This window comes from Candidatus Obscuribacterales bacterium, from assembly GCA_019744775.1.
Taxonomy (GTDB): Bacteria; Cyanobacteriota; Vampirovibrionia; order Obscuribacterales; family Obscuribacteraceae; genus SBAT01.
Window position 1 is genome coordinate 184552 of the sequence record JAIETZ010000013.1, and the last position, 20697, is coordinate 205248.

At 46.9% G+C, this 20697-nt stretch carries 16 protein-coding genes; 13 read left to right on the forward strand and 3 right to left on the reverse strand.

The genetic code is table 11. From position 1 onward, the window contains the following. Nucleotides 1-23 precede the first annotated feature (23 nt). Complete coding sequence (locus K2Y22_17710; GenBank protein MBX9880299.1) at nt 24-1547, forward strand: CoA-acylating methylmalonate-semialdehyde dehydrogenase; 1524 nt, start codon at nt 24-26, stop codon at nt 1545-1547. Between the two features lie 12 nt (nt 1548-1559). After that, nucleotides 1560-3260: a response regulator gene (locus tag K2Y22_17715; GenBank protein MBX9880300.1), complete on the forward strand. Its 1701-nt coding sequence runs from the start codon at nt 1560-1562 to the stop codon at nt 3258-3260. Here the strand turns inward: K2Y22_17715 and K2Y22_17720 are convergent. Beyond that, nucleotides 3257-4045, reverse strand: a complete 789-nt coding sequence (locus tag K2Y22_17720; protein MBX9880301.1) for an acyl-CoA desaturase — start codon at nt 4043-4045, stop codon at nt 3257-3259. The two genes, K2Y22_17715 and K2Y22_17720, sit on opposite strands and share 4 nt — an antisense overlap. Before the next feature lie 210 nt (nt 4046-4255). On the opposite strand from K2Y22_17720, the gene K2Y22_17725 reads away from it, so the two are divergent. The 7 genes from K2Y22_17725 (at nt 4256) to K2Y22_17755 (ending at nt 15278) form a co-directional block, all read left to right on the forward strand. Next, nucleotides 4256-5293, forward strand: a complete 1038-nt coding sequence (locus K2Y22_17725) for a patatin-like phospholipase family protein (GenBank protein MBX9880302.1) — start codon at nt 4256-4258, stop codon at nt 5291-5293. A gap of 211 nt (nt 5294-5504) precedes the next feature. Further along, nucleotides 5505-6101: an ATP-binding protein gene (locus tag K2Y22_17730; GenBank protein ID MBX9880303.1), complete on the forward strand. Its 597-nt coding sequence runs from the start codon at nt 5505-5507 to the stop codon at nt 6099-6101. Nucleotides 6102-6199: 98 nt separating this feature from the next. Next, complete coding sequence (locus tag K2Y22_17735) at nt 6200-7471, forward strand: glutamate dehydrogenase (GenBank protein MBX9880304.1); 1272 nt, start codon at nt 6200-6202, stop codon at nt 7469-7471. Nucleotides 7472-7611: 140 nt separating this feature from the next. After that, nucleotides 7612-10569, forward strand: a complete 2958-nt coding sequence (locus K2Y22_17740; protein ID MBX9880305.1) for a hypothetical protein — start codon at nt 7612-7614, stop codon at nt 10567-10569. Nucleotides 10570-10707: 138 nt separating this feature from the next. Beyond that, nucleotides 10708-12612: an OPT/YSL family transporter gene (locus K2Y22_17745; protein ID MBX9880306.1), complete on the forward strand. Its 1905-nt coding sequence runs from the start codon at nt 10708-10710 to the stop codon at nt 12610-12612. Nucleotides 12613-12662: 50 nt separating this feature from the next. Further along, nucleotides 12663-13898 carry a hypothetical protein gene (locus K2Y22_17750; GenBank protein ID MBX9880307.1) on the forward strand — a complete coding sequence of 412 codons (1236 nt, stop codon included), beginning with the start codon at nt 12663-12665 and terminating at the stop codon, nt 13896-13898. A gap of 75 nt (nt 13899-13973) precedes the next feature. Next, the gene (locus K2Y22_17755) at nt 13974-15278 is read left to right on the forward strand and encodes an MFS transporter (protein ID MBX9880308.1); all 1305 of its coding nucleotides are present in this window, start codon (nt 13974-13976) and stop codon (nt 15276-15278) included. A 48-nt stretch (nt 15279-15326) separates the two neighbouring features. Here K2Y22_17755 and K2Y22_17760 read toward each other — a convergent pair whose 3' ends face one another. After that, nucleotides 15327-16205: a tetratricopeptide repeat protein gene (locus tag K2Y22_17760; GenBank protein ID MBX9880309.1), complete on the reverse strand. Its 879-nt coding sequence runs from the start codon at nt 16203-16205 to the stop codon at nt 15327-15329. A 113-nt stretch (nt 16206-16318) separates the two neighbouring features. Between K2Y22_17760 and K2Y22_17765 the strand changes: the two genes are divergently transcribed. The 4 genes from K2Y22_17765 (at nt 16319) to K2Y22_17780 (ending at nt 19432) form a co-directional block, all read left to right on the forward strand. Continuing rightward, nucleotides 16319-16930: a Rieske (2Fe-2S) protein gene (locus K2Y22_17765; protein ID MBX9880310.1), complete on the forward strand. Its 612-nt coding sequence runs from the start codon at nt 16319-16321 to the stop codon at nt 16928-16930. Then, nucleotides 16930-18012, forward strand: a complete 1083-nt coding sequence (locus K2Y22_17770) for a cytochrome bc complex cytochrome b subunit (protein MBX9880311.1) — start codon at nt 16930-16932, stop codon at nt 18010-18012. Before K2Y22_17765 ends, K2Y22_17770 begins: the two co-directional genes overlap by 1 nt. A 122-nt stretch (nt 18013-18134) precedes the next feature. Continuing rightward, nucleotides 18135-18575 carry a thrombospondin type 3 repeat-containing protein gene (locus tag K2Y22_17775; protein ID MBX9880312.1) on the forward strand — a complete coding sequence of 147 codons (441 nt, stop codon included), beginning with the start codon at nt 18135-18137 and terminating at the stop codon, nt 18573-18575. Beyond that, nucleotides 18575-19432: an aminotransferase class IV gene (locus tag K2Y22_17780; protein MBX9880313.1), complete on the forward strand. Its 858-nt coding sequence runs from the start codon at nt 18575-18577 to the stop codon at nt 19430-19432. Before K2Y22_17775 ends, K2Y22_17780 begins: the two co-directional genes overlap by 1 nt. An 8-nt stretch (nt 19433-19440) precedes the next feature. Here the strand turns inward: K2Y22_17780 and K2Y22_17785 are convergent, their stop codons facing one another. Beyond that, complete coding sequence (locus tag K2Y22_17785) at nt 19441-20664, reverse strand: 1-acyl-sn-glycerol-3-phosphate acyltransferase (GenBank protein ID MBX9880314.1); 1224 nt, start codon at nt 20662-20664, stop codon at nt 19441-19443. Nucleotides 20665-20697 lie beyond the last annotated feature (33 nt).

Consider the following 20697-nt stretch of genomic DNA (forward strand, 5'->3'; position numbering starts at 1 on the left):
CGGTTCATGTGGAGGAAATTCAGATGCCAGTAGCGGAGAGCAAAGCGACTGCCTGTCAGCTTTTTATTGGTGGTAAGTGGCAAGATTCCCAAGCCACAAACTTCAGCAACGTAAGCAACCCAAATACGGGTGAAGTTATTGCCCGCGTTCCAATGTGCGGTAGCGGTGAAGTAGACCTGGCTGTTCAAGCAGCGCAAAAGGCGTTTGCTGATTGGGCTGAAACTCCTGTAGTTGAGCGCGCTCGCGTGATGTTTCGCTTTAAGGCTTTGCTTGAAGCTAACTATGAAGAGATTGCAAAAACAGTTACACGTGAACACGGCAAAACATTGCCTGAAGCAAAAGCTTCTGTTCAACGTGGTATCGAAGTTGTTGAATTTGCCTGCGGTATTCCCAGCTTGATGATGGGTGAATCGTTGGAAAACATTGCCCGCAATGTCGACTGTGAAACTATGAGACACCCCCTTGGTGTTTGCGCTGGTATCACTCCTTTTAACTTCCCGGCAATGGTGCCTCTCTGGATGTATCCAATTGCCATCACATGCGGAAACACATTTGTTTTGAAGCCATCGGAAAAAGTGCCGATGTCCAGCATGATCATTGCAAAATATCTTGCTGAAGCTGGATTACCTGAAGGCGTATTGAACATTGTCCACGGTGGCAAGGAAGCAGTTGATGCACTTCTTGAGCATCCATTGGTGAAGGCTGTATCTTTCGTTGGTTCAACTCGCATCGCTAAATACATCTACGAAAAAGGCACTCTCAACGGCAAGCGCGTGCAAGCAGCTGGTGGAGCTAAAAATCACATCATCATCATGCCTGATGCCGATATGGACCAAACCGTACAGGCGCTGCAAGCTTCAGCTTTCGGCTGTGCCGGTGAGCGTTGCATGGCAGGCTCATTGGCTGTGCCTGTTGGTGAAGCTGCCGACATTCTTATTCCCAAACTCGCAGATGCCACACGTAGTCTCAAAGTCGGACGTACCGATATGGGCGGCAGTGTCGATATGGGTCCTGTTATCAGTGCTGATCACTTAGCTAAAGTGAAGAGCCTGATTGATAAGGGTGTCGCTGAAGGTGCAGATGCCGTTGTTGACGGACGTTCCATCAAAGTTGCTGATTCTCCAAATGGCTATTTCCTCGGACCGACAATTCTCGATCAAGTAAAACCACAGTCAACGGTTGCTAAAGAAGAAATATTTGGACCAGTTCTTTCTGTTGTCCGTGTAAACACAGTTGAAGATGCCATCGAACTGGGTCAACAGTGTCCATTTGGTAACGGAGCCGTAATGTTCACCAGCAGCGGACGAGCTGCTCGTGAATTTAAGCATCGCTTTAATGCCGGCATGATCGGAATTAATGTTGGCGTACCGGCACCGATGGCGTGGTTCCCCTTCACAGGTTGGAACGCTTCTTTCTTCGGTGACTTGCATATTCAAGGCAAAGAAGGGATTCAGTTTTACACCCAACAGAAAATGACTATGACACGTTGGTTTGGAACCTCTAGCAAAAAAGGCTTCGACGATCCAATATGGAAAGGTAAGTCCTAGTCGTTTAAGAACATGAACGGACCTTTTCTCAATTCGATTGAAGAAGAACTAGCCATGTTGTCCTTTGTCTTCGATAGTATCGAAGAAGGCGTGGCTGTTTGGGACTGCCTTGGAAAATTTCAGTATCGTAATCGAGCAGCCAAAGAAATATACGGGCTGGCTGATGTGCCGAGCTATCCTCCCGAAGATTGGGTGAAAAGCTTTGGTTGCTTCCTGTCTGACGGCGTAACGCCTTACGAATTGAAAGATTTGCCGGCCTACAGGGCTTTGCATGGCGAAGACGTGCCCGATGCGGAAGTTTTTCTGCGCAATGAGACAGTACCAAATGGTCTTCTGTTGCGTTGCAACACCAGAACATTGCGAAATAAGGAGGGTGAGATAATTGGCGCACTCTGCATATTTAGTGATGTCACAGCGAAAAGAGCTGCTGAATCAAACATTCGGAAACTAAACATTGATTTGCAGAGCCGCGTAACTGAACTAAATGAAGCTAACCAGTCTTTGCAAATGCTTACTATGGAACTTGAAAGAGCGCGCGATCAAGCTCTTGAATCTTCCCGCATTAAGTCGCAGTTTGTCGCCAACATCAGCCATGAAATCCGTACGCCTCTTGCAGCAGTTATTGGATTGACGGAAATTCTACTTTCGCAAACATTGAAAGATGAAGAAGCCTTGTTGGCTTTGCAATGCCATAAATCGGCGCAATCACTGCTCGAAATTGTCAACGACATTCTAGATTTCTCCAAAATAGAAGCAGACAAATTAGGTTTGGATATTGGCGATTTTGACTTACGGGCTATGGTTGCCGAGACAGTAGAACTATTCGAGCGTCAGGCAGAAGAAAAGAAATTACAACTTTCGATGGCGGTCGACTCCGACGTCCCTCAAATATTAAGTGGAGATTCGGTCAGGCTGAAACAGATTCTCACCAATTTGCTCAGCAACAGCGTCAAATTTACTGAGCGTGGAGAAATAAACGTCGTTGTGCGTTTGGTTGCGCGCGATGACGGACACGCTACCGTGGAGTTTTCGGTTAGTGACACGGGCATAGGATTGTCTCAGGAAGAAATTGAGACTTTATTCCGCCCGTTCGTGCAAGTGAATGGTGAAAGTACTCGCAAACAAGGCGGCACAGGACTTGGTTTATCTATAAGCAAACGACTAACAGAGCTTATGGTCGGCGAAATTTCTGTTGAAAGCAAAAAGGGTGTTGGTTCACGTTTCTGGTTTGTCGTTAATTTGAGAGTTCCGGATATTTCAGCGGATTCTGATGTCTGGAAATCGAAACAAAAGTTTCTGGATACAATTCCGCCCGCAAGTGCTGTAAATGCCGACCGTGCTGCCAAAGAAGTCTTGATAGTGGAAGATAATGCGGTTTTGCAAAAACTGATTACGTTTCAGCTAAGACATTTGGGATTGACTGGAGAAGTAGCATCGACAGGGTTACATGCGCTCGAAGCATTTAAGAAAAAGAAATTCTGCCTTATTCTAATGGATGTGCAAATGCCTGAAATGGACGGTTTCCAGGCAACATTGGAAATTAGAAAGTTAGAGGCTGGCTCTGCCAAGCACACACCAATTGTTGCCCTTACTGCCTCTGCAATGGAAGGCGACCGCGAAAGATGTTTGGCCGCGGGAATGGATGACTATCTAGTTAAGCCGGTAAAACTAGATAGGTTCAAAGAAGTTGTTGAAAAATGGATCAACCGCTAACTGTTTGATCTAATATGCTTCGGCGGACGCACGATGTTTTTTGATAATCCAAGTTTTTCTAAAACCCAGACAGCGTACCAAGTAACATCAATTTCCCACCAGGCAAAACCATGACGAGCTGACTTAGGTACGGCATGGTGATTGTTGTGCCAACCTTCGCCAAGCGCGAGTAATGCTACCCACCAGACATTGCGGCTCTTGTCGCGCGTGTCGTTAAGTCGGTAACCCATGGACGGCATGTGACAAATGGTGTTAACCAGTTGCGGGCTCCAGAAAACCATGCCCGAAGCAAGTAGGTCGGCAGCTAGTGCTATCCAGCCGAAGAAATAAAGGATTAGCAAGCGAAATGCAATGTTTGCCGCCAAGCATGCATAAGCCTGCATTGGATTGTGTGTGCTGCCGAGTCGGCTATAGATAGGATCAGCCATTAAGTCTGGACAAAGGCGATGCAAATCTTCACTAGACTGCTTGTCCTTCATTCCAAGCATCCAGCCAAATAGCGCGTGAATGAAACCTTCTTCCGGCGCGTGTGGATCACCAGGCATGTCGGTTTTCTGGTGGTGCAAGCGATGCACGCCTACCCAAACGACGGGTCCACCCTGCAAACAGAAGTATCCGCCTGAAACAATCAAATAGCTGAGCCATTTGGGTACTGTTAATGCCTTATGAGACAGAAGGCGATGATAACCCAGAGTAATCCCAAGTCCGTGATAGAGATAGAAGCCGATAAACCAAGCTACAAACGTCAAAATCGTAGCTAAAACTACTGAAGAACCTTCTGCCATGCCAGTCTCCGAAAACGAGCCACCTTTCCGATATTAACTTATCAGCTCGATAGTTGCATGGAAAACCGCTAAAGGAGCTGGTTTCAGCGCCTGCAGGAAAGTTCCCGCGTTTACAAAATTTTACCCCTGCCCCTGGGAATAGGTTGGTTTTCAAGTGGTGCGGGTAGGTCAATAGTGTGACCTCTCTTCTCTGAGGAATTGGTGACAAGAATGGAACTAAAATCGAGAATTTCTCAAAGCTTAGTTGCCGTTTTTTTAGCAGCAACAACAATGTTGCCGTCAGCCAGTGCTTTAGAACCTAACAATAACCATCCAAAAGTTGCATTAGTAATGGGTGGCGGCGGCACACGTGGTTGCGCACACGTAGGTGTTTTGCGCGTGCTCCATGACGCAGGCGTGCCCATTGATTTCATTGTCGGCACAAGTATGGGTTCTGTAGTGGGCGGGTTATATGCCGCTGGTTGCAGCCCGAGTCAAATTGAAAAAATGATCTTAGATAAGTCCATGATGAGGGCTTTTGATACTGTGCCCATTAAGATGCGCGTTGCGCTCACGCCGGTCTTTTTCGTGCCTCGTGTATTTGGGCGTCACTCTTATGAGGGGCTTTATGGTGGGTCGAAGTTTTGTAAGTATCTAAACGGTCGTACTTCGTCTTCGTGTTCCGGCAATATCGAAGATTTCAAAATACCTTTTTATGCGGTAGCCACGGATCTCTTAAATGGTGAACCGGTCATTCTTAAGTCCGGAAAATTGGGAACCGTCTTGCAGGCAAGCTGCGCGGTGCCTTTTCTGAGAAAACCTGTGCAGATTGACGGCAAGCTACTTACAGATGGTGGCATTGTTTGCAATTTGCCGGTGAAAAAGGCTCAAGAACTCGGTGCGGATATCGTCATTGCTGTAGATGTTAACGAGACTATCAAGGAAATGCCTGATGAGTACTTCCACCACCTTGGCTCTGTGAGCCGCCGGTGCTCTTCGCTTATGTTGGAAAAACTAGACAAAGAGGACGCAGCAGCTGCCGACGTTCTTATTAAGCCAATGACCACCGGCATTTATTTGCTATCAAGAAACATGGATGATGCCAGAAAAGCAATTTCTGAGGGAGAGCAAGCCGCACGTGACGCTTTGCCGAAGATTCAACAGGTGCTGAATGATAGGGGAGTCCTGGCGAAAAACGACAGTGGGCTTATCCAAATGGTCGAATACAAGGCAGAAGACAAGGACAGTCCGCAAGTAGGGCGCTTCTAGTCAATCTAAATTCCGCTTTAATTGGGATTTTTCCCCATTTTGGCCCTTGCCTATTCCTGTACTTTTCATTAAAGTCACTCTATTCACCTTGGGCGAAGCCTTCCTCTTAGAAGCGAAGCAAGGGTTGCGACATAGCAATCCGCCGCGGAGCGAACTAGCGCAGCCGGATGGCCAAGCGAAGGTGGGGCGTTAGCACCAACCGGAGCGTTATATGAGAATCGTGATAACTGGTGGGCCTTCGGTTGGCAAGACTACGCTGATTCAGCTTTTGCAGAAGCGCGGTTACCCGGTTATTGAGGAGCAAGCAACTAAGACCATCAAGGACGGCAAGTTCTTGCCTTGGGAAGACCGCAATGCGTTTCAACACGAAGTCTTGCGCTGTCAGCTTGATGAAGAATCCCGCCTGAACGACGAAGGGCGCGTCATTTTCCTTGACAGAGGCGTTTTTGACGGCGAAGCTTACTTTATCTACGATAGGCTTTTTGTGCCGGCGGCATTTTCAAGACTCAATGCCGACCGTTATGACTTGGCGTTTCTCGTTGAAGAACTGCCGTTTTTTGAAACCAACGATGTGCGCAGGGAAAATATTGAATTCACTCGCGAAATATCCAACATCTTGGAGCGCTGCTACATCAAGCGCGGTGTGCCCGTTGTACGCGTACCGTTTATGACTCCGGAAGAACGAGTTAACTTTGTAATATCGGAAACACGCAAACTAGTGCCGTCTGTAACAATGATGCATGCAGACAACCAAAAATCTATGCCAGTCGGCGCCATGCTGGCTGAAGCCCTAGTAAACCTGGCTTAAGTCTTGAATTTGTAGTGCGTCACAAGCTGATAACCTAACGCGTCTTTTAGCTTGCAGGGAATATAGAGACTGAGAATTTCCCTCAAGAAAGATTAGTTATGCACGCATCAGAGGCAACTCGCTATTACTTTTCGCGAGCAGCGAAAAGACTTGGTATCGGACAACGTCTGGAGCGCATTCTAGTTGCTCCAAAAAGAGAAGTAAAAGTCGAGTGCACTATTGAACGTGACAACGGTGAACTGGCAACGTATGTTGGTTTCCGTGTGCAGCACGATAATTCTCGCGGTCCCATGAAGGGTGGCTTACGCTATCACCCTGATGTTGATCCCGATGAAGTGAATTCGCTTGCCTCTTTGATGACCTGGAAAACTGCCGTTGCTAATTTGCCTTATGGTGGCGCCAAGGGAGGCATTAATTGCGATCCTACGCAATTGTCTTACTCTGAATTGCAGAGAGTCACTCGCGCCTTTGTAGACAACATTCACGACATCATCGGACCGGCACTTGATGTTCCTGCTCCTGATATGGGCACCAACGCTCAAACAATGGCGTGGATTGTGGATCAGTACTCCAAATATCATGGTTGGACACCGCAAGTAGTCACAGGAAAGCCGCTTGATTTAGGCGGTTCCGAAGGGCGTGAAGCAGCAACTGGGCGGGGTTTAGTTTTCGCATTGGAAGCTTTGCTTGCCGATCACGGCAAGAAAATTTCCGATATGACTTACGCCATTCAAGGATTCGGCAATGTAGGCTCGTGGACAGCTCGTTTCATAAATGCTGAAGGCGGCAAAATTGTTGCAGTGTCGGATGCAGGCGGTGCCATTCGCAATAAAAATGGCATCGATATCGAAGACTTGATCAATTACTCAATGGTTAGAGGTGGCATATCCGGATTTACTCATGCAGAAGCTGTACCTGCCGATAGCCTTTTGGCTACAGAGTGCGATGTCTTAATACCAGCTGCACTGGGCAACGTTCTAACGCATGAGACGGCGCATTCTGTAAGAGCGAAATTCATTATCGAGGGCGCTAATGGTCCGACTACCCCTGAGGCAGACGAGCATTTCATAAAAGCCGGTACAGTGGTACTGCCTGATATTTATGCCAATGCCGGTGGCGTTATCGTAAGCTATTTTGAATGGGTGCAAAACGTTCAGCAGTTCCGCTGGAAAGAAGATCGTGTGAATGCCGAACTCAAGAATTTAATGAGCGATGCGTATACCGAAATTAAACGTATCGTTAAACACAGCAATACCGATTTGCGGACTGCAGCCTTCCAGCTGGCTATCTCCAGAGTGGCAAAAGCAGCTGCCCTGCGTGGTTTGGAGAACGAAAGCTTCTGCATGCTTGTGCCCCCCAAGATGCCCTAAGGTTAGAAAATGAGGCTGTCAGTTACACGGCCAGTCAATAAGGGAATAAATCTTAGGCTTAGCCCTATTAGAATTCGGACTCCAGTGTATGTATGACACTGTGAGTTGGTCTGGCTTAGTTTATAAATCGAGGTGCCCCCATGCATTTAAAGCGTCGACAGAAAGGCAATATGCTGATTCTGTTGGTAACAGTCGTTGGCTTCGTAGTCTTGATTGGTGTTCTCGTGCTGAACGTCAACCAATTGATAGGTGTTCACAAGCAAGCCCAGAACGCAATTGACGCAGCGGCGCTACAGGCAGCTATAGATATGGGACGTGTAGTCGTTGACGGTCCGCAAGGACGTCTAGCGCTTGTTGATGATCCCGAAGGTGACATTAAGTGGCCTGTGCGCGGAATTAATACGCAACTTGCTACCTTAAGACTTGACGCCATCATTGCTGAAAAACTCGGCAGCAAGTCGATGCAGTATATGGTCAATCATGATCTTAATGAAACCAAAGCTGCAATTAAACTATTGCGAGAAAAGATTGCCGCCTCAGCAGCCGGTGCAAGTGGTGCTGTCGATCGCAACAACAAACCTGTAAACATAAAAGAATCGGCTTATCAAGTCTACATTGCCAATAACGTGAGAATTTCGGGAAGCGCGGAGCCACCTAAAGACTTTCAAGTTTCAGTGGGACATTTCAATGATATTGTTCAAAAGGGTGCAATCCAAATTCCTGTTCCTACACCAGAGACAATAGACTCTGTCTCGTACAGTGCAAGTAATTCTAGAACCGCAGCTGATGGACGGAAGTACTACGTCGCTGACGTTGAATATCCGCTTGCCGGCACAATGGAGAAGGTCCGCTTTGGATTTGTCGCAGGACAACCCAGTCTTGTTGAAAATTCCGCGTTTGAAAAAATTGGCGACGACATTCCGGTATTAGCTCAAGTAATGGCTGCACAACCTGTGAGCAGTGTGGCCGAAACCCAAAAGGAAGAACAGCAGACGGAGCAGGAAAAGAAGATTCAGTTTCTCAGCAGCATTGCTACAGCACAGGTCGGCAATCGTGTTTTACTTGCAAAACCAGGTGTATTAGAAGTCGCCTTTAATGGTGCGATACCTGCTGATGGACCAGGTGGAATCCCAAGCTTTAAAAGCGTCAAGTCAATTATGAATTCCTCCCAGTTGGATGCGTCGAATTCTAGTTCAAAGAGTCCGTATGCGGGCTGGGATAAAGACACCCCTGGTGAGTGGTTCCAAATAGAAGGTGGTCCGTATACTGGGGGAGGATCGCCTGTTAGTAAGCCATTTAAAGGAATCACCGGTCGCGATGATGATGATCCGTCTGTCGCATTAGCTTTCTTTGCTTATGACTGGCTACGCAGTCTTGATTATCGTCCGAACGGACAAGCAGTCATTGATGCTTTGAGCGCGCCATTTGCTCAAATTGGCGCAAGCGCTGGTGAGAAACAGATATTTGCCGGTCGCGTTGACGATCTCTTGCAACCAGTTTATGCTCAATCCGCTGGATCTACTGTAACCAGTGGAGAACTGTTTATCATTCCCGGTGAATTTACACACAACCAAATTATGGTTAATGGGCAGTGGTTGAATGGTAGCGATCCAAGAAATCTCAAGCAATACAATAACGATCCGGCAGCGTATCAAAGGCAGAATGCTCGCATGTGGGGCTACGTGCCGGCTGAAGGAGTATTGCCGCCAAGCACCGCAATGGTCAAGATTGAACCGGCTTGGTATGGACCAAATGTAATGACTCTGGATGGTAATCCGTTTTGGCACTTACAAGCGTGTATTGATCGTATCCAAGCTGTGAATAGCTCGGCCGCAATTCTGTACCAAGCGGTTGCAGACATCACCAATGAAACTCTCAAGAATGATCCTCAACTTAAAGAAATGAATGGTAAATTAGGTAGCGCTCAAAGCAATGCGCTCAGCAACAAGGAAATGGCTGGTGCCTACCAAAGTGCAGGTTATGATGCCATTGCCAATTCTCTTTCAAGTGGCGCCGTTACAGATACCCCGCTTGCGGACAAAATTGAATTACGTAAGCAGGAAGTTGTTTCGAAGTTGTACAAGGATAAGCCGAAGTTATTGGCGGCTCTTATCAATGCGACTTATGCTTCAGAAGTAACGACTGCTATGGTCAAACACATGAAGGCATTGTCCGGAGGTGGTGCCAAATTCAATAGCGGCACGCACTTCGTATTGTCCGGCACAGATTTCTTTCCTCCAACTTTGCCTTATTCCGGAATGATGGCATATGCTGGTGGTTATACAAATGTCTATGTGACGCACGCCTATAGTTATGTTCGTGGCGGTACGGATTTTTCGCAGGAACTTGCTCATATTAAGAGCCAAATGCTGAGCGATAAGGGTACTTTGCCTACAGGACAGGACTTCAAGGCTCCCGGAGCAAAAGACTGGTTGGCTCTGCCTAAGAATGAGGGCGGCAAAGCTGTTAGCCAATTGCAATTTTACAAGCACACGGCCGAGCCTTTGATCGGCAAAAAAGAGGGTCATTCAACTTGGATAGTACCTGCGCTTGCGCAATCGGCCACACCGCCGGCAAAACTTATTTATCATTTTCGACTCGCAGACAATTCACTAAATGATCCTGCCGGTACTCAGAAAATCGCTACGGAAGTAGATAAGGTAGCCAAATATGCTTCGGTGCCAATCAACAAGGGACAAGTGATGTATCAGAGTACTTCCGGGCTCGTCTCTGCACCGACCAAAGACAATCCGACAATCATGTATCACATTTATGGTCGTGATATGCACGCCAATGCGCATCCTGCTGATCACTTTGGCGAGTTGGCCGCTGCCTGGGCTATAAGTTGTCCTGTTGTGCCGGCGCAGAAAACTCCTGTGCCACCAACTATTGATATTTTTCAGTTTGCCTATAGATGGTGCGGTGGATCGGCAGACAGCCAGGCATTTAGTGTCTTGGAATTCTCCGGCTATCCATTCCTTTTCAGCACTATAGTCAATGACGATCCGGTAATAAGCACGCCGTGGGGCAATTGGCAGACTCGTCGGTATGGAGCAATCATCACCACTCCGCCACCGCCGCCTCAATACATAACCTAATTGTCGCTATTGGTTAGAAAATTGGTTGACAAGCTTTGTTTAGAGCTTGATAGTTAAGCTTTATTGCAAGACAATTATCTGCTGTAAGTCGTAACTCTGCACCTTGTTGTTGGCAACTGGGTGCAAACTGGAGGGTTCGTGGGCACAGCGGCAACCGTAGTCGGTAAGGAAACTCGTGAAGGCACAAGTACAGATTCACCGGGGCAGCCGATGGAAATATTAGCTCACTTGCAAAGCATTGAAGACGTAGAAGCCAGACAAGAGTATTGGTACAAAAACATATATCAAGGACATAAGGTGCCGCAGCTAACTTGGCGTGCAGTCGTCATGGGCGGAATTCTTGGTTCGCTTATGTCCATTTCCAATCTATATACAACGCTGAAGATTGGCTGGTCATTCGGCGTAGCGATTACGGCTTGCGTTTTGTCTTTCGTCATTTGGAATGCATTTAGAGCAATCTTTCGTAAACTGACTCCTATGTCCATTTTGGAAAATAACTGCATGCAATCGACAGCCTCTGCTGCCGGTTATTCAACTGGAGCAACTATTGGTACTGCATTTGGTGCCTTGCTGCTTATAACGGGACACCACATCACCTGGCAGATTGTCTTGCCATGGACTTTAGTAACAGCAGCACTTGGTGTATTTCTGGCAATTCCTATGAAGCGCCAGATGATTAATATTGAACAATTGCCGTTTCCAGATGGCATTGCTGCGGCCACAACATTGAATAGCTTGTACGCAAAATCTCGTGAAGCAGTTTTGCAAGCTTATTCTTTGATAGCTACGTTAATTGCTGGAGCTGTTGTAGGTTTCTTAGGTAAAGGCGAATTTGCCTGGCAAAAAGCAATGGGTTTGAAATTGCCTGAGCTGATTCCATTCACTGCAAAGATAAATGGCGTTCAACTTTCGCAAATGCCAAGTTTTGGTTTTGAACCAAGTCTTCTTCTAATTGCGGCTGGCATGATCGTTGGACTGCGTACTTCTATCTCGATGCTTGCAGGAGCAGCTTTGCTTTATTTCGTTATTGGACCAATGATGATTAATCAAGGCGAAATCGAAGCACCGGCGAAATTAATTAGATGGGCGCTTTGGAGCGGTACGGCAATTATGGTGACCTCGGGCCTTACATCTTTTGCTTTGCAGTGGAAGACAATTGCTCGTGCTTTTACAGGATTCAAGGCAAAGACAAATGTAGCTGAAACTGCTGAAATGAATTCGGTTGAAGTGCCGCTCAAGTGGCTAATTGCCGGACTAATACCGCTGGTAATTGCAATTGTTGCACTTCAGTATGTAGCGTTTTCCATTAACCCTATGCTTGGTCTTGTGTCAGTGGCTATGAGTGGAGTCTTGGCTCTTGTTGCCTGTCGTGCAACCGGCGAAACTAACATTACTCCAATAGGAGCAATGGGTAAGATCACTCAGCTGACTTACGCTGTGTTGGCTCCATCAAATGTCACTACAAATCTTATGGCAGCTAGTGTTACTGCAAACATTGCCAGCAGCTCAGCTGATTTATTGACTGATTTGAAGAGCGGTTATCTCTTGGGTGCAAACGCACGTAAGCAATTCATTGCTCAATTCATGGGAGTATTTTTTGGCGCTGTGGCAGTTGTTCCCGCCTGGTTCCTCATGGTTCCCAATAAAGCAGCCTTGGAAGCTTTCAATCCACCGTCGGCAAACATGTGGCGCGCCGTTGCTGAAGCTCTCTCGTATGGAATCCAATATGTGCCTGTTACAGCGCGGTGGGGCATTCTAATCGGTGGAGTCCTGGGCATAGTCTTGGCTTTGTTGGAAGCTTGGTATCCGAAGGCTCGTCCTTATATTCCATCTGCGATGGGCTTGGGACTTTCCTGGGTAATGCCATTTGCAAACTGCTTGTCATTCTTTGTTGGCGCTATTCTTGCTCTTGTCTGGACAAAGATCTCGCCCAAGACAGCAAATGCCTATGTAATTCCGACGGCTTCCGGAGCTGTTGCCGGCGAGTCGCTAGCTTGTGCTGTGATTGCTATGATTACCGCTATAAGCGCACTAGCCAAATGACACGAAGTGTCATCCTAAGCAACGCGAAGGATCTCAAATAACGGACGAATATGAATGTAGCTGCTCCAACAGCCGCCAAGGCGGAAAAGAAACTTGTCATCAAAGCTATTGATGATCTAGGTAGGCACGTAACGCCGGCCGATGTGGCAACCAAAACCGGATTGCCTATTTTAGCGACCACGGCTACGCTCAATCAGGTGGCTGCCGAAACAGGCGGACATTTGGAGGTAGGTAAGTCAGGAGAAGTTGCTTATCGCTTCAATCTGGGATTTCAAAATGCTTATTTGACCAAAGGCTTCATGCGCATTTTGCAAATGATTGGCGAGAAGGCATTTCAGATTGGCTATTACCTTCTGCGCATTTCTTTCGGGATAATGCTCATACTTTCGTTTCTCATTGTTATTGGCTTGATTATTGTCATAGTCTTGCGGGGCGGCGGTGACCGAGACAGAGATCGTGGTGGCGGAGACTTTAACTTCGACTTTTTCGATTACATAATTCTGCGTGATTTATTTTGGTGGGGAACTGACGCGACGATGTATCGCCGTGACAGACGCGCTGTGCGAAAAGACAACAACTTTTTGTTGAATTGCTTCTCCTTCCTATTTGGTGATGGTAATCCTAATTACGATATAGAAGAAAGACGCTGGTCGGCAATTGCCGAGATGATTCGCAACAACCAGGGTGTTGTTACAGCTGAGCAGTTAGCGCCTTTTACGGGTGCTAGTCCTAAAAGTGAAGATGGTGTCTTGCCCGTGCTTGTTCGTTTTAATGGCAAGCCGGAAGTTACTGAGACAGGAAATATCGTCTATGTTTTTCCGTCAATGCAGGTCAGCACGAAAAACGATTTGCGTGAAAATACAAGGACAATTTATCTGAAAGAAAAAAATTGGAAGTTTACTGAAGCTTCGTCAGAGTCTTTGGTGCCGGTGTATCTATTAGCTGGTTTCAACTTCTTCGGCAGTATGTGGTTGTGGAATACGGTTGCTCATTCGGTTGAATTACTGCCGCTTTTGCCTCTAATAAATTTGTTAGTGATTTATGGATCATTTTTTGTAGCCGTCCCATTCATTCGCTGGATGGTGCAACTCTGGCTCAATCAAAGAATCGATGCGCGTAATAAGGCGCGACAGGGTTACGCGCAACAAGTGGCATCTCCGAGCGGTGACCTGCAGGCGAAACTTTTGGAGGCAAAACAATTTACCGTTGAGGGTCAACGTCTGTCGACAAAAGATGCCGTCTATACGACCGAGAAGGAATTGCTCGACCAGCAGTTTGAGCCATAGATAAAAGTCGGCCATTATGCTAGTATGTCCAACTGGCTTAATTGTAGATATGTGATGACGGATTTTTCGCCCACCGTGGCTGTTACGACGAGCAAAACCAGCACGAGGACTAGCTTTCGCTGGGTAGTTATTGCGCTGGCTTTCTTCATCACGATTGTCAATTATTTGGATCGCTCTGCCATTTCTTACGCTATCGGTCCTCTGAAACGTGAATTCGGTTTAAACGACGCAGACTTTGGAATGATAGCGGCTGCCTTTGGCATCGGCTACATAGTAATGACTTTTATAGGTGGCATCCTTGTCGATCTTTGTGGCGCACGCAAAATGTGGGCAGGATCGGCAATCCTTTGGTCGGCTGTAACTGCGCTTATGGGGTTGGCTAGCGGATACTGGATGTTATTCATTCTTCGCACGGGATTAGGCATTGCCGAAGGTCCGAATTTTCCTGCTTTGACACGAGTAGTTGCTGATTGGATGCCGGCATCGGAAAGAGCTCGCGCGACAGCTATTGGACTTGCTGCGGTACCACTGGCATCGGTAATTGGTGCGCCATTGCTATCGCACTTAATCATCAACTGCGGTTGGCAAACGATGTTTTATATTTTGGGCGGACTGGGACTTATTTGGGTGGTGGCATTTGTTGCACTATTTAAAGACTATCCAGAAAACAGTCGTTTTGTTTCAACAGCTGAACTTCGCCATATTCGTGAAGGTAAAACATTTTCAGAGCATATGTCTGATCAGGAAATTCGCCAACACAAACTCACAAAGGGCGAGACTACCTGGACATATATGTTGTTCAATCCCGCTCTGTTATCTAATAACATTGCCTTCTTTGCCTTTGGCTATTTGCTCTTCTTCGCTCTGACATGGCTTCCGGGTTATCTGGAATCTACGTATGGATTACAACTCAAGCAAATCGGCATTTTTCTAATTGCTCCGTGGTTGACAGCCTTTGTCTTATTATTGCTGGCCGGCTATTTGTCTGATTACTTACTTGCTAAGACAGGCAGTATTCGCATGGCACGCTCGCACATGATCTGGGTATGTCAATTGCTCTCTGCGCTTTGTTTTTTACCTGTTGTTCTTGTTCACTCACTGCCTGTAGCAATTACATTTATATCCTTAGGCGTCGGCATTGGTCTTATGCCGAATGCTTGTTTTTACGCATTGAATACTGATCTTGCAGAAGATCGTGCGGCGACTAGTCTTGGAATTATGGATTGTTATTTTGCTGCAGCCGGTATAGCTGCTCCAATGCTGACGGGTTTTATGGCCACTGCCACAGGTAACTTTAATTCAGCAATTATTTTGATGATGGGATTCACGATCATTGCTGTGCTGGGCGTTATTTTCTTCCAGCATCCTGATCAGAAGTAAAACCTCAAGGGCGCATGCAATGCGCCCCTACAAATTACATGACACTTCTTACTTGTTGTCTTCTTTGGCCGCCATGGCGGCAAGTTGTTCATGACCGGCGACAGTGTGTACCGACATGCCGACTCGGTCGCGCACATATTGCAACTCAGCATATTTGGGATCTGTGGCAATTGAATCTCTGTAGTAGCGAAGAGCGTTTGTCTTATCGCCTTTAGAGAGCGAACCGACAGCTAGTCCATATAAATCAGCCGCGCTAGGCTTTTTGCTGTTTGCAATAGCCTTGTGCCATTTAGCAAGTGCCCCCTCAAGATTTCCCTGGTCATAAAGCAAACAAGCCCAGGTATTTATGTACTCCGGATCGTCAGGCTTCAATCGCAAAGCCTCTTGCACTTCCTTGACGCCGTCAGTCAAGTTATTTATGCCACCAAGCTTGTACAGGGTCCAAGCTAAAGCGTTGTGCGCTTCGGCATTACTTGGATCTGCTTGAATGGCCACGCGATAAGCGGCTGCAGCGCGATTAATTTGCCCACCGCTATAAAGTAAGTTGGCTTTGACGACGAGATCGCTCGGCTTTGTATTTTTAATTTCCATCGCTTCGTTTAAGCGAGACTCGCACGTGGCGCAAGCTGGATCAATTCCAATGGCGGTCATGAATTCGGAAATTGCACCATCAAGGTCGCCACGTTCTTCCAGCAAAAGTGCGCCCAGTTGCATGTGACCGTCGACATTATTTGGTTGAGCACGCAAGCCGCGTTTGTATTCGGTAATGGCAGTTTCGGTCTGCCCGGCAAAACGAGCCTCAAGAGCGTGGCGAAAATGCTGTCCACCGTCGTCCTGAGCTGGAGCGGCAGGAGCAATGAGAATAAGCCCGGAAAGGAGAATTGGCAGGTATGATAGTCGTGTTGTTGGCGGACGCTTGGATTTCAAGATTTCCAACTTTCATAAGCGGGATACTACTTGAAAAATACCACCTTTCCTTTAGGTTAACTCGGATTTTGACGCACCTGACAAGTGACTTTTAACGTCTTTAGGGGACCGGAATGAACGACTCGACAAAAGGAAACGACAGGCGCCACTTTCTGGCAGCTGCCGCCGGCTTGGTTCTTCTAGCCAGTGCCTCGGCTGTAACAATTTTTCGCTTCATCTTTGGCAAGTCCAAAACCGACTGGACACTACAAGCCGAACGGCTGCGCCTGCTGAGTCAAGATGCTGAATTAGGCAAACTTGAGCTGCAGCGGCAAACGCAGGGCGAAATCTTAATAGGACGCTTGTCGGATTTAGATGCTGCCAAGGGAAGGTATTTTACCGATTATCAAATGCAACAGGCGCTGGCTTTTATCGACAAGGACAACTTGCCTATTTTGCTTTCAGCCAAATGTACTCATTTGGGCTGCACGGTTGGATCGCAAGTCGACGATCAGGGTCGTGTTCTTTGCCCGTGTCATATTTCTTACTTTGACATAGTAACTGGGCAACCAAGCCCGGGATCACCGGCTAAAAAGCCGTTGCCGCATCTAAGCTGGATTGTCAGAGATCAAAATGGTGATGTGGTGGCAAAGAAAATTGCCGATGGGCAAATTGAAGGGCTCCGCGATTTAAGCAACTCGGATAACCTGAGTGTCTTTTTGCTTAAGGACAAGAAGGAAGGCTAATGCTGCATTTTATTAGCTCACGATTTCCTTCTGAAAAGCTCAATTTCAATTGGCTCGTTAATGAAAAGTACGTGCCCATTCATAAGATGACGTGGGGTTACTACACTGGCGGCCTTGTACTGTTCTTTCTCACTATCCAGATAATTACGGGGTTACTCTTACTCCTAAATTATCAGGCGACTGTCAGCGATGCGTTTGTTTCAGTGAAAACAATTATCGATAACGTGCATGGTGGAGCGCTAATCCGCAATATGCATGTCTGGTCGTCTTCACTGATGATATTTTTTACTCTTGTCCATTTGCTTACAACATTTTCTATGAAGGCGTTTGCGTCACCTCGCGAGATAACATGGGTGGCTGGTGTTTTGTTGTTGTTCGTCACGTTTGCTTTTGGCTTTACTGGCTATTTGCTGCCGTGGAACCAATTATCAGTTAATGCAACAAAAGTGCTTTTACAGTCTTTAGATCAGGCAGGTGCTCTGTTGCCGACTTTCTTGGCGGAAGTCCCTCAATTGATGAAACAGTTGTTGCAGGGAGGTGAGACAATCGGTCAGGCAACCCTTAGCCGCTTCTTTGCACTGCATGTGGTCATTTTGCCGACATTGCTGCTTGTTGTATTGGGAATTCACTTGCTGTCGGTACAGGTCCACGGAATGAGTCATGGCGTGGATGACTCGTCTAGTAAGTCAGAGAAATTCTTTCCTTTATTCCTCTGTCGCGATTTACGACTTTGGTCTTTTGCCTTTTTCATACTCTATACTTTCTCACTTTGCTTGCCATTTGATTCATTCATTGCCTTCCCCCTTTTGCAGCCGTATGATCCATTTGGCGCAACGCCTGAGGGCATCAAGCCGGAATGGTACTTTTACTTCATCTATTATCCGCTTGAGCTTTTGCCTTTCTGGTTGGTCATGCTTCTTTTGTCCTTTGTCTGTCTAATTCTGTTATTGACGCCGTGGATATTTTCTAAGACAAGCCGCAAATTGTTGACGGCCTTGGCTCTTATGGCAGCCGGTTATTTGATTGCAATCACAGTTTTTGGACAAAGCATTTACAGCTATTTAAGAGGTGGGCAAAGTTGAAGCGTCACGCCAGTATCGTCTTTGTTCTTTTGCTTCTGTCGTTTAACAGTGCGCCCGCATTTGCTTATCCGGCTTTTCAAAGATTTTCGGAAAAGCATTCTGGGAGAACTGTCAATTGCGCTATGTGTCATGTCAATGCGCAAGGACCGTCAGGTTCGGGTTATGGTCAATTACTAAGTCTGACCGCTGACGAATTGGCGAAAGTGGATGCAGCGCGTGACGCAGCTAAGCCGGGCGTAGAAGTTGACAGTCCAATCATGAATAGATTCGGTAATCACATAATAAAAACGTTGGGTATGGAAACGGTTAGTGATGCCATTGGTGCGCCTGAATTGCTGGCAAAATCGCTTGGAGATAAAAGCGATCTTGACGGAGATGGCATAAGCGATGCACAAGAGTTCCTTGATGGCACTGACCCATTGGATAAATTCAATGGAGAACCGAAACGACTATTTCTAATCAATTTATCTCGTTACAAATTTGAATTGCTGTTTGTGGCCGTAGCAATTGGTTTGATCATATTTGGATTGACAGGTTTTATAAAAGCTAAGGAGACCAAGTAATGGCAACGACGTTAGCCAACTGGAATGGGCAAGAAATGCCTTTGGACGAGGTGAGGGTGTCCGTTCTAGATCGCGCATTTTTGTTTGGAGATGCTGTCTATGAAGTGATTCGTCTCTACGACGGCAAGCTCTGGATGTACGACAGGCATATCGGAAGATTGGAAACAGGTTTAAAAGCATTGCGTATAGCCGGCGTCAATATCGATGTTCTGAAAACTCGTATTGAGCAAACTGTCAAGAATAGTGGAATCGCCGAGGCACTTGTCTATATTCAAGTAACTAGAGGCGTGGCTAAGCGCACACATCACTACCCTGAGAAGAGTGAGCCGAACCAGTTGATCTACGTGGAACAGTTTGATGATCCTTGTAAGCAGATGCGTGAGTCTGGAGTCAATGTGATTAGCTATCATGATTACCGCTGGCAGCGTAATGATTTGAAGGTCACAAGTCTCATGGCTAACTGTATGGCTGCGCAAGTGGCACATGAAAATGGCTGTATCGAAGTAGTTCAAATTGGCTCAGATGGCTATGTTACTGAAGGAAGTCATACGAGCATTTTTGCGGTGAAAGACGGCAAGATTCTTGTATCGCCGTCCAGCTCTAGGGTTCTGCCCGGAATTACAAAGCAACAGATTTTGGAGTTGTCCGCTGCGGCAAATATCGGCTTGAATGAAACACGCGTAAAAAAAGAAGAGCTGAAAGACGTCGATGAAATGTTTTTGACGGGGACGCCGGAAGAGATAGTGCCGATTATCAAAGTTGATGATTTGGTAATTGGTGATGGCAAGCCGGGACCAGTAACGCGGAAGTTGCAACAGGCGTTTAAGGACTCGGTGCAGAACTGGTTGAACAAGTAGCACGGGCGCTACTCGAAATTTCGTGTGTAGCGTTGCTTGATGTCTTGGATCATGTTTGCCAGCTGAGTGGACATTTGGTCGCGGACTTTTTGAATTGCGGACTTTTTGTTCTTCTTGTATTCGTCTAAATAGTTCATCAAGTTAATTGGGTCGCCGACTTTAAGTAGAACCAGGCGCGGGCCCTTGTTGTAAGCGTGGCCGAAGACTTCTCTTTCTAGGATTTCTATCGCTTCGGCGAGATCTTCTTGTGATGAGTGTGCATCGGGTAGGTTGCGATCAAGGCTGACGAAATTCAAGACGTGTGCGATGTCCTTGTTGGCGCTTGTTATGAATTCGTGCTTGGTAATGGGAGTTGCGTCAGGCAGTTGTAGTTTGCCGCTCGCGTAATCTGTGAGAGCTTTCTGTAGAAAGTGCACCCAGTCGAGATGAGGTATTGCATCTGGCAGCGTTACCCCAAGTCTCTGCGCTAGTCCCTGCAGAATTGCAATGCGTAAATTCTGAATGCGTTCGGCTAGGGACATTTTTCTTTTGGGAATACAATCGTAACGGATCTCTAATCGACCAAGCAAAGCCTCTGCAGCATTGCGGATACGTGATGGAAAGTCTTCTTTGATGCCATAGAATCCAAACTCTACTTCCAGTTTTTGCAAGCTTCTTGAAAGGGCATTGGTAATGTCGCGGCGATAGAAATATTTGATCGCTAGAGGTACTACGTAGATTGTCGAACCTGGCTTTATTTCTTGCAGGTCATCCAGTGCGGAGAGTGCGATTTGTGCAGCGCCTGGTTCAAGAGTCATAAGCGAATCGCTGTCGTGCGAGACTTCGCCTTCAGGAAAGATTACAAGCTTTCTTTTGCCGCGTAGGAGTACATTTATTGTTGTGCGGAAAGCGTGGAAGTCCGGTACGCCTCTTTTGACTGGATAGCAGCCCATGTGCTGGAGGAAGAAGGCATTCATGCCTTTGTGTCCGTAGAAAAGAACATGAGCTGCGAGGTAGTTGAATTCCTCGTTGAGGATTTTGGATAAACCGAAAACGACATCGGCATCGAGAAGTGATGGGTGGTTTGGGCAGAGGATGACGCGTTTAGTGTCTAAGGCTTTGAGGCGGCCTATTCCGTCGTCGATGACTTTTATCGTTACGGGACCGAATTTTAATTGTATGGAGACAGGCCAAATTGCTTTCAGAAATGAAAGCACGAAGGGGTTGTCTTTGGGTTGTCTGCCGGTGGACATGGGTTACGAGTTACATGTTGGTCAACATGAACT

Coding starts and splice junctions, on each gene's coding strand:
- K2Y22_17710 (MBX9880299.1), top strand. CDS start 24: ATGCCAGTAGCGGAGAGCAAAGCGACTGCCTGTCAGCTTTTTATTGGT.
- K2Y22_17715 (MBX9880300.1), top strand. CDS start 1,560: ATGAACGGACCTTTTCTCAATTCGATTGAAGAAGAACTAGCCATGTTG.
- K2Y22_17720 (MBX9880301.1), bottom strand. CDS start 4,045: ATGGCAGAAGGTTCTTCAGTAGTTTTAGCTACGATTTTGACGTTTGTA.
- K2Y22_17725 (MBX9880302.1), top strand. CDS start 4,256: ATGGAACTAAAATCGAGAATTTCTCAAAGCTTAGTTGCCGTTTTTTTA.
- K2Y22_17730 (MBX9880303.1), top strand. CDS start 5,505: ATGAGAATCGTGATAACTGGTGGGCCTTCGGTTGGCAAGACTACGCTG.
- K2Y22_17735 (MBX9880304.1), top strand. CDS start 6,200: ATGCACGCATCAGAGGCAACTCGCTATTACTTTTCGCGAGCAGCGAAA.
- K2Y22_17740 (MBX9880305.1), top strand. CDS start 7,612: ATGCATTTAAAGCGTCGACAGAAAGGCAATATGCTGATTCTGTTGGTA.
- K2Y22_17750 (MBX9880307.1), top strand. CDS start 12,663: ATGAATGTAGCTGCTCCAACAGCCGCCAAGGCGGAAAAGAAACTTGTC.
- K2Y22_17765 (MBX9880310.1), top strand. CDS start 16,319: ATGAACGACTCGACAAAAGGAAACGACAGGCGCCACTTTCTGGCAGCT.
- K2Y22_17770 (MBX9880311.1), top strand. CDS start 16,930: ATGCTGCATTTTATTAGCTCACGATTTCCTTCTGAAAAGCTCAATTTC.
- K2Y22_17775 (MBX9880312.1), top strand. CDS start 18,135: ATGTGTCATGTCAATGCGCAAGGACCGTCAGGTTCGGGTTATGGTCAA.
- K2Y22_17780 (MBX9880313.1), top strand. CDS start 18,575: ATGGCAACGACGTTAGCCAACTGGAATGGGCAAGAAATGCCTTTGGAC.
- K2Y22_17785 (MBX9880314.1), bottom strand. CDS start 20,664: ATGTCCACCGGCAGACAACCCAAAGACAACCCCTTCGTGCTTTCATTT.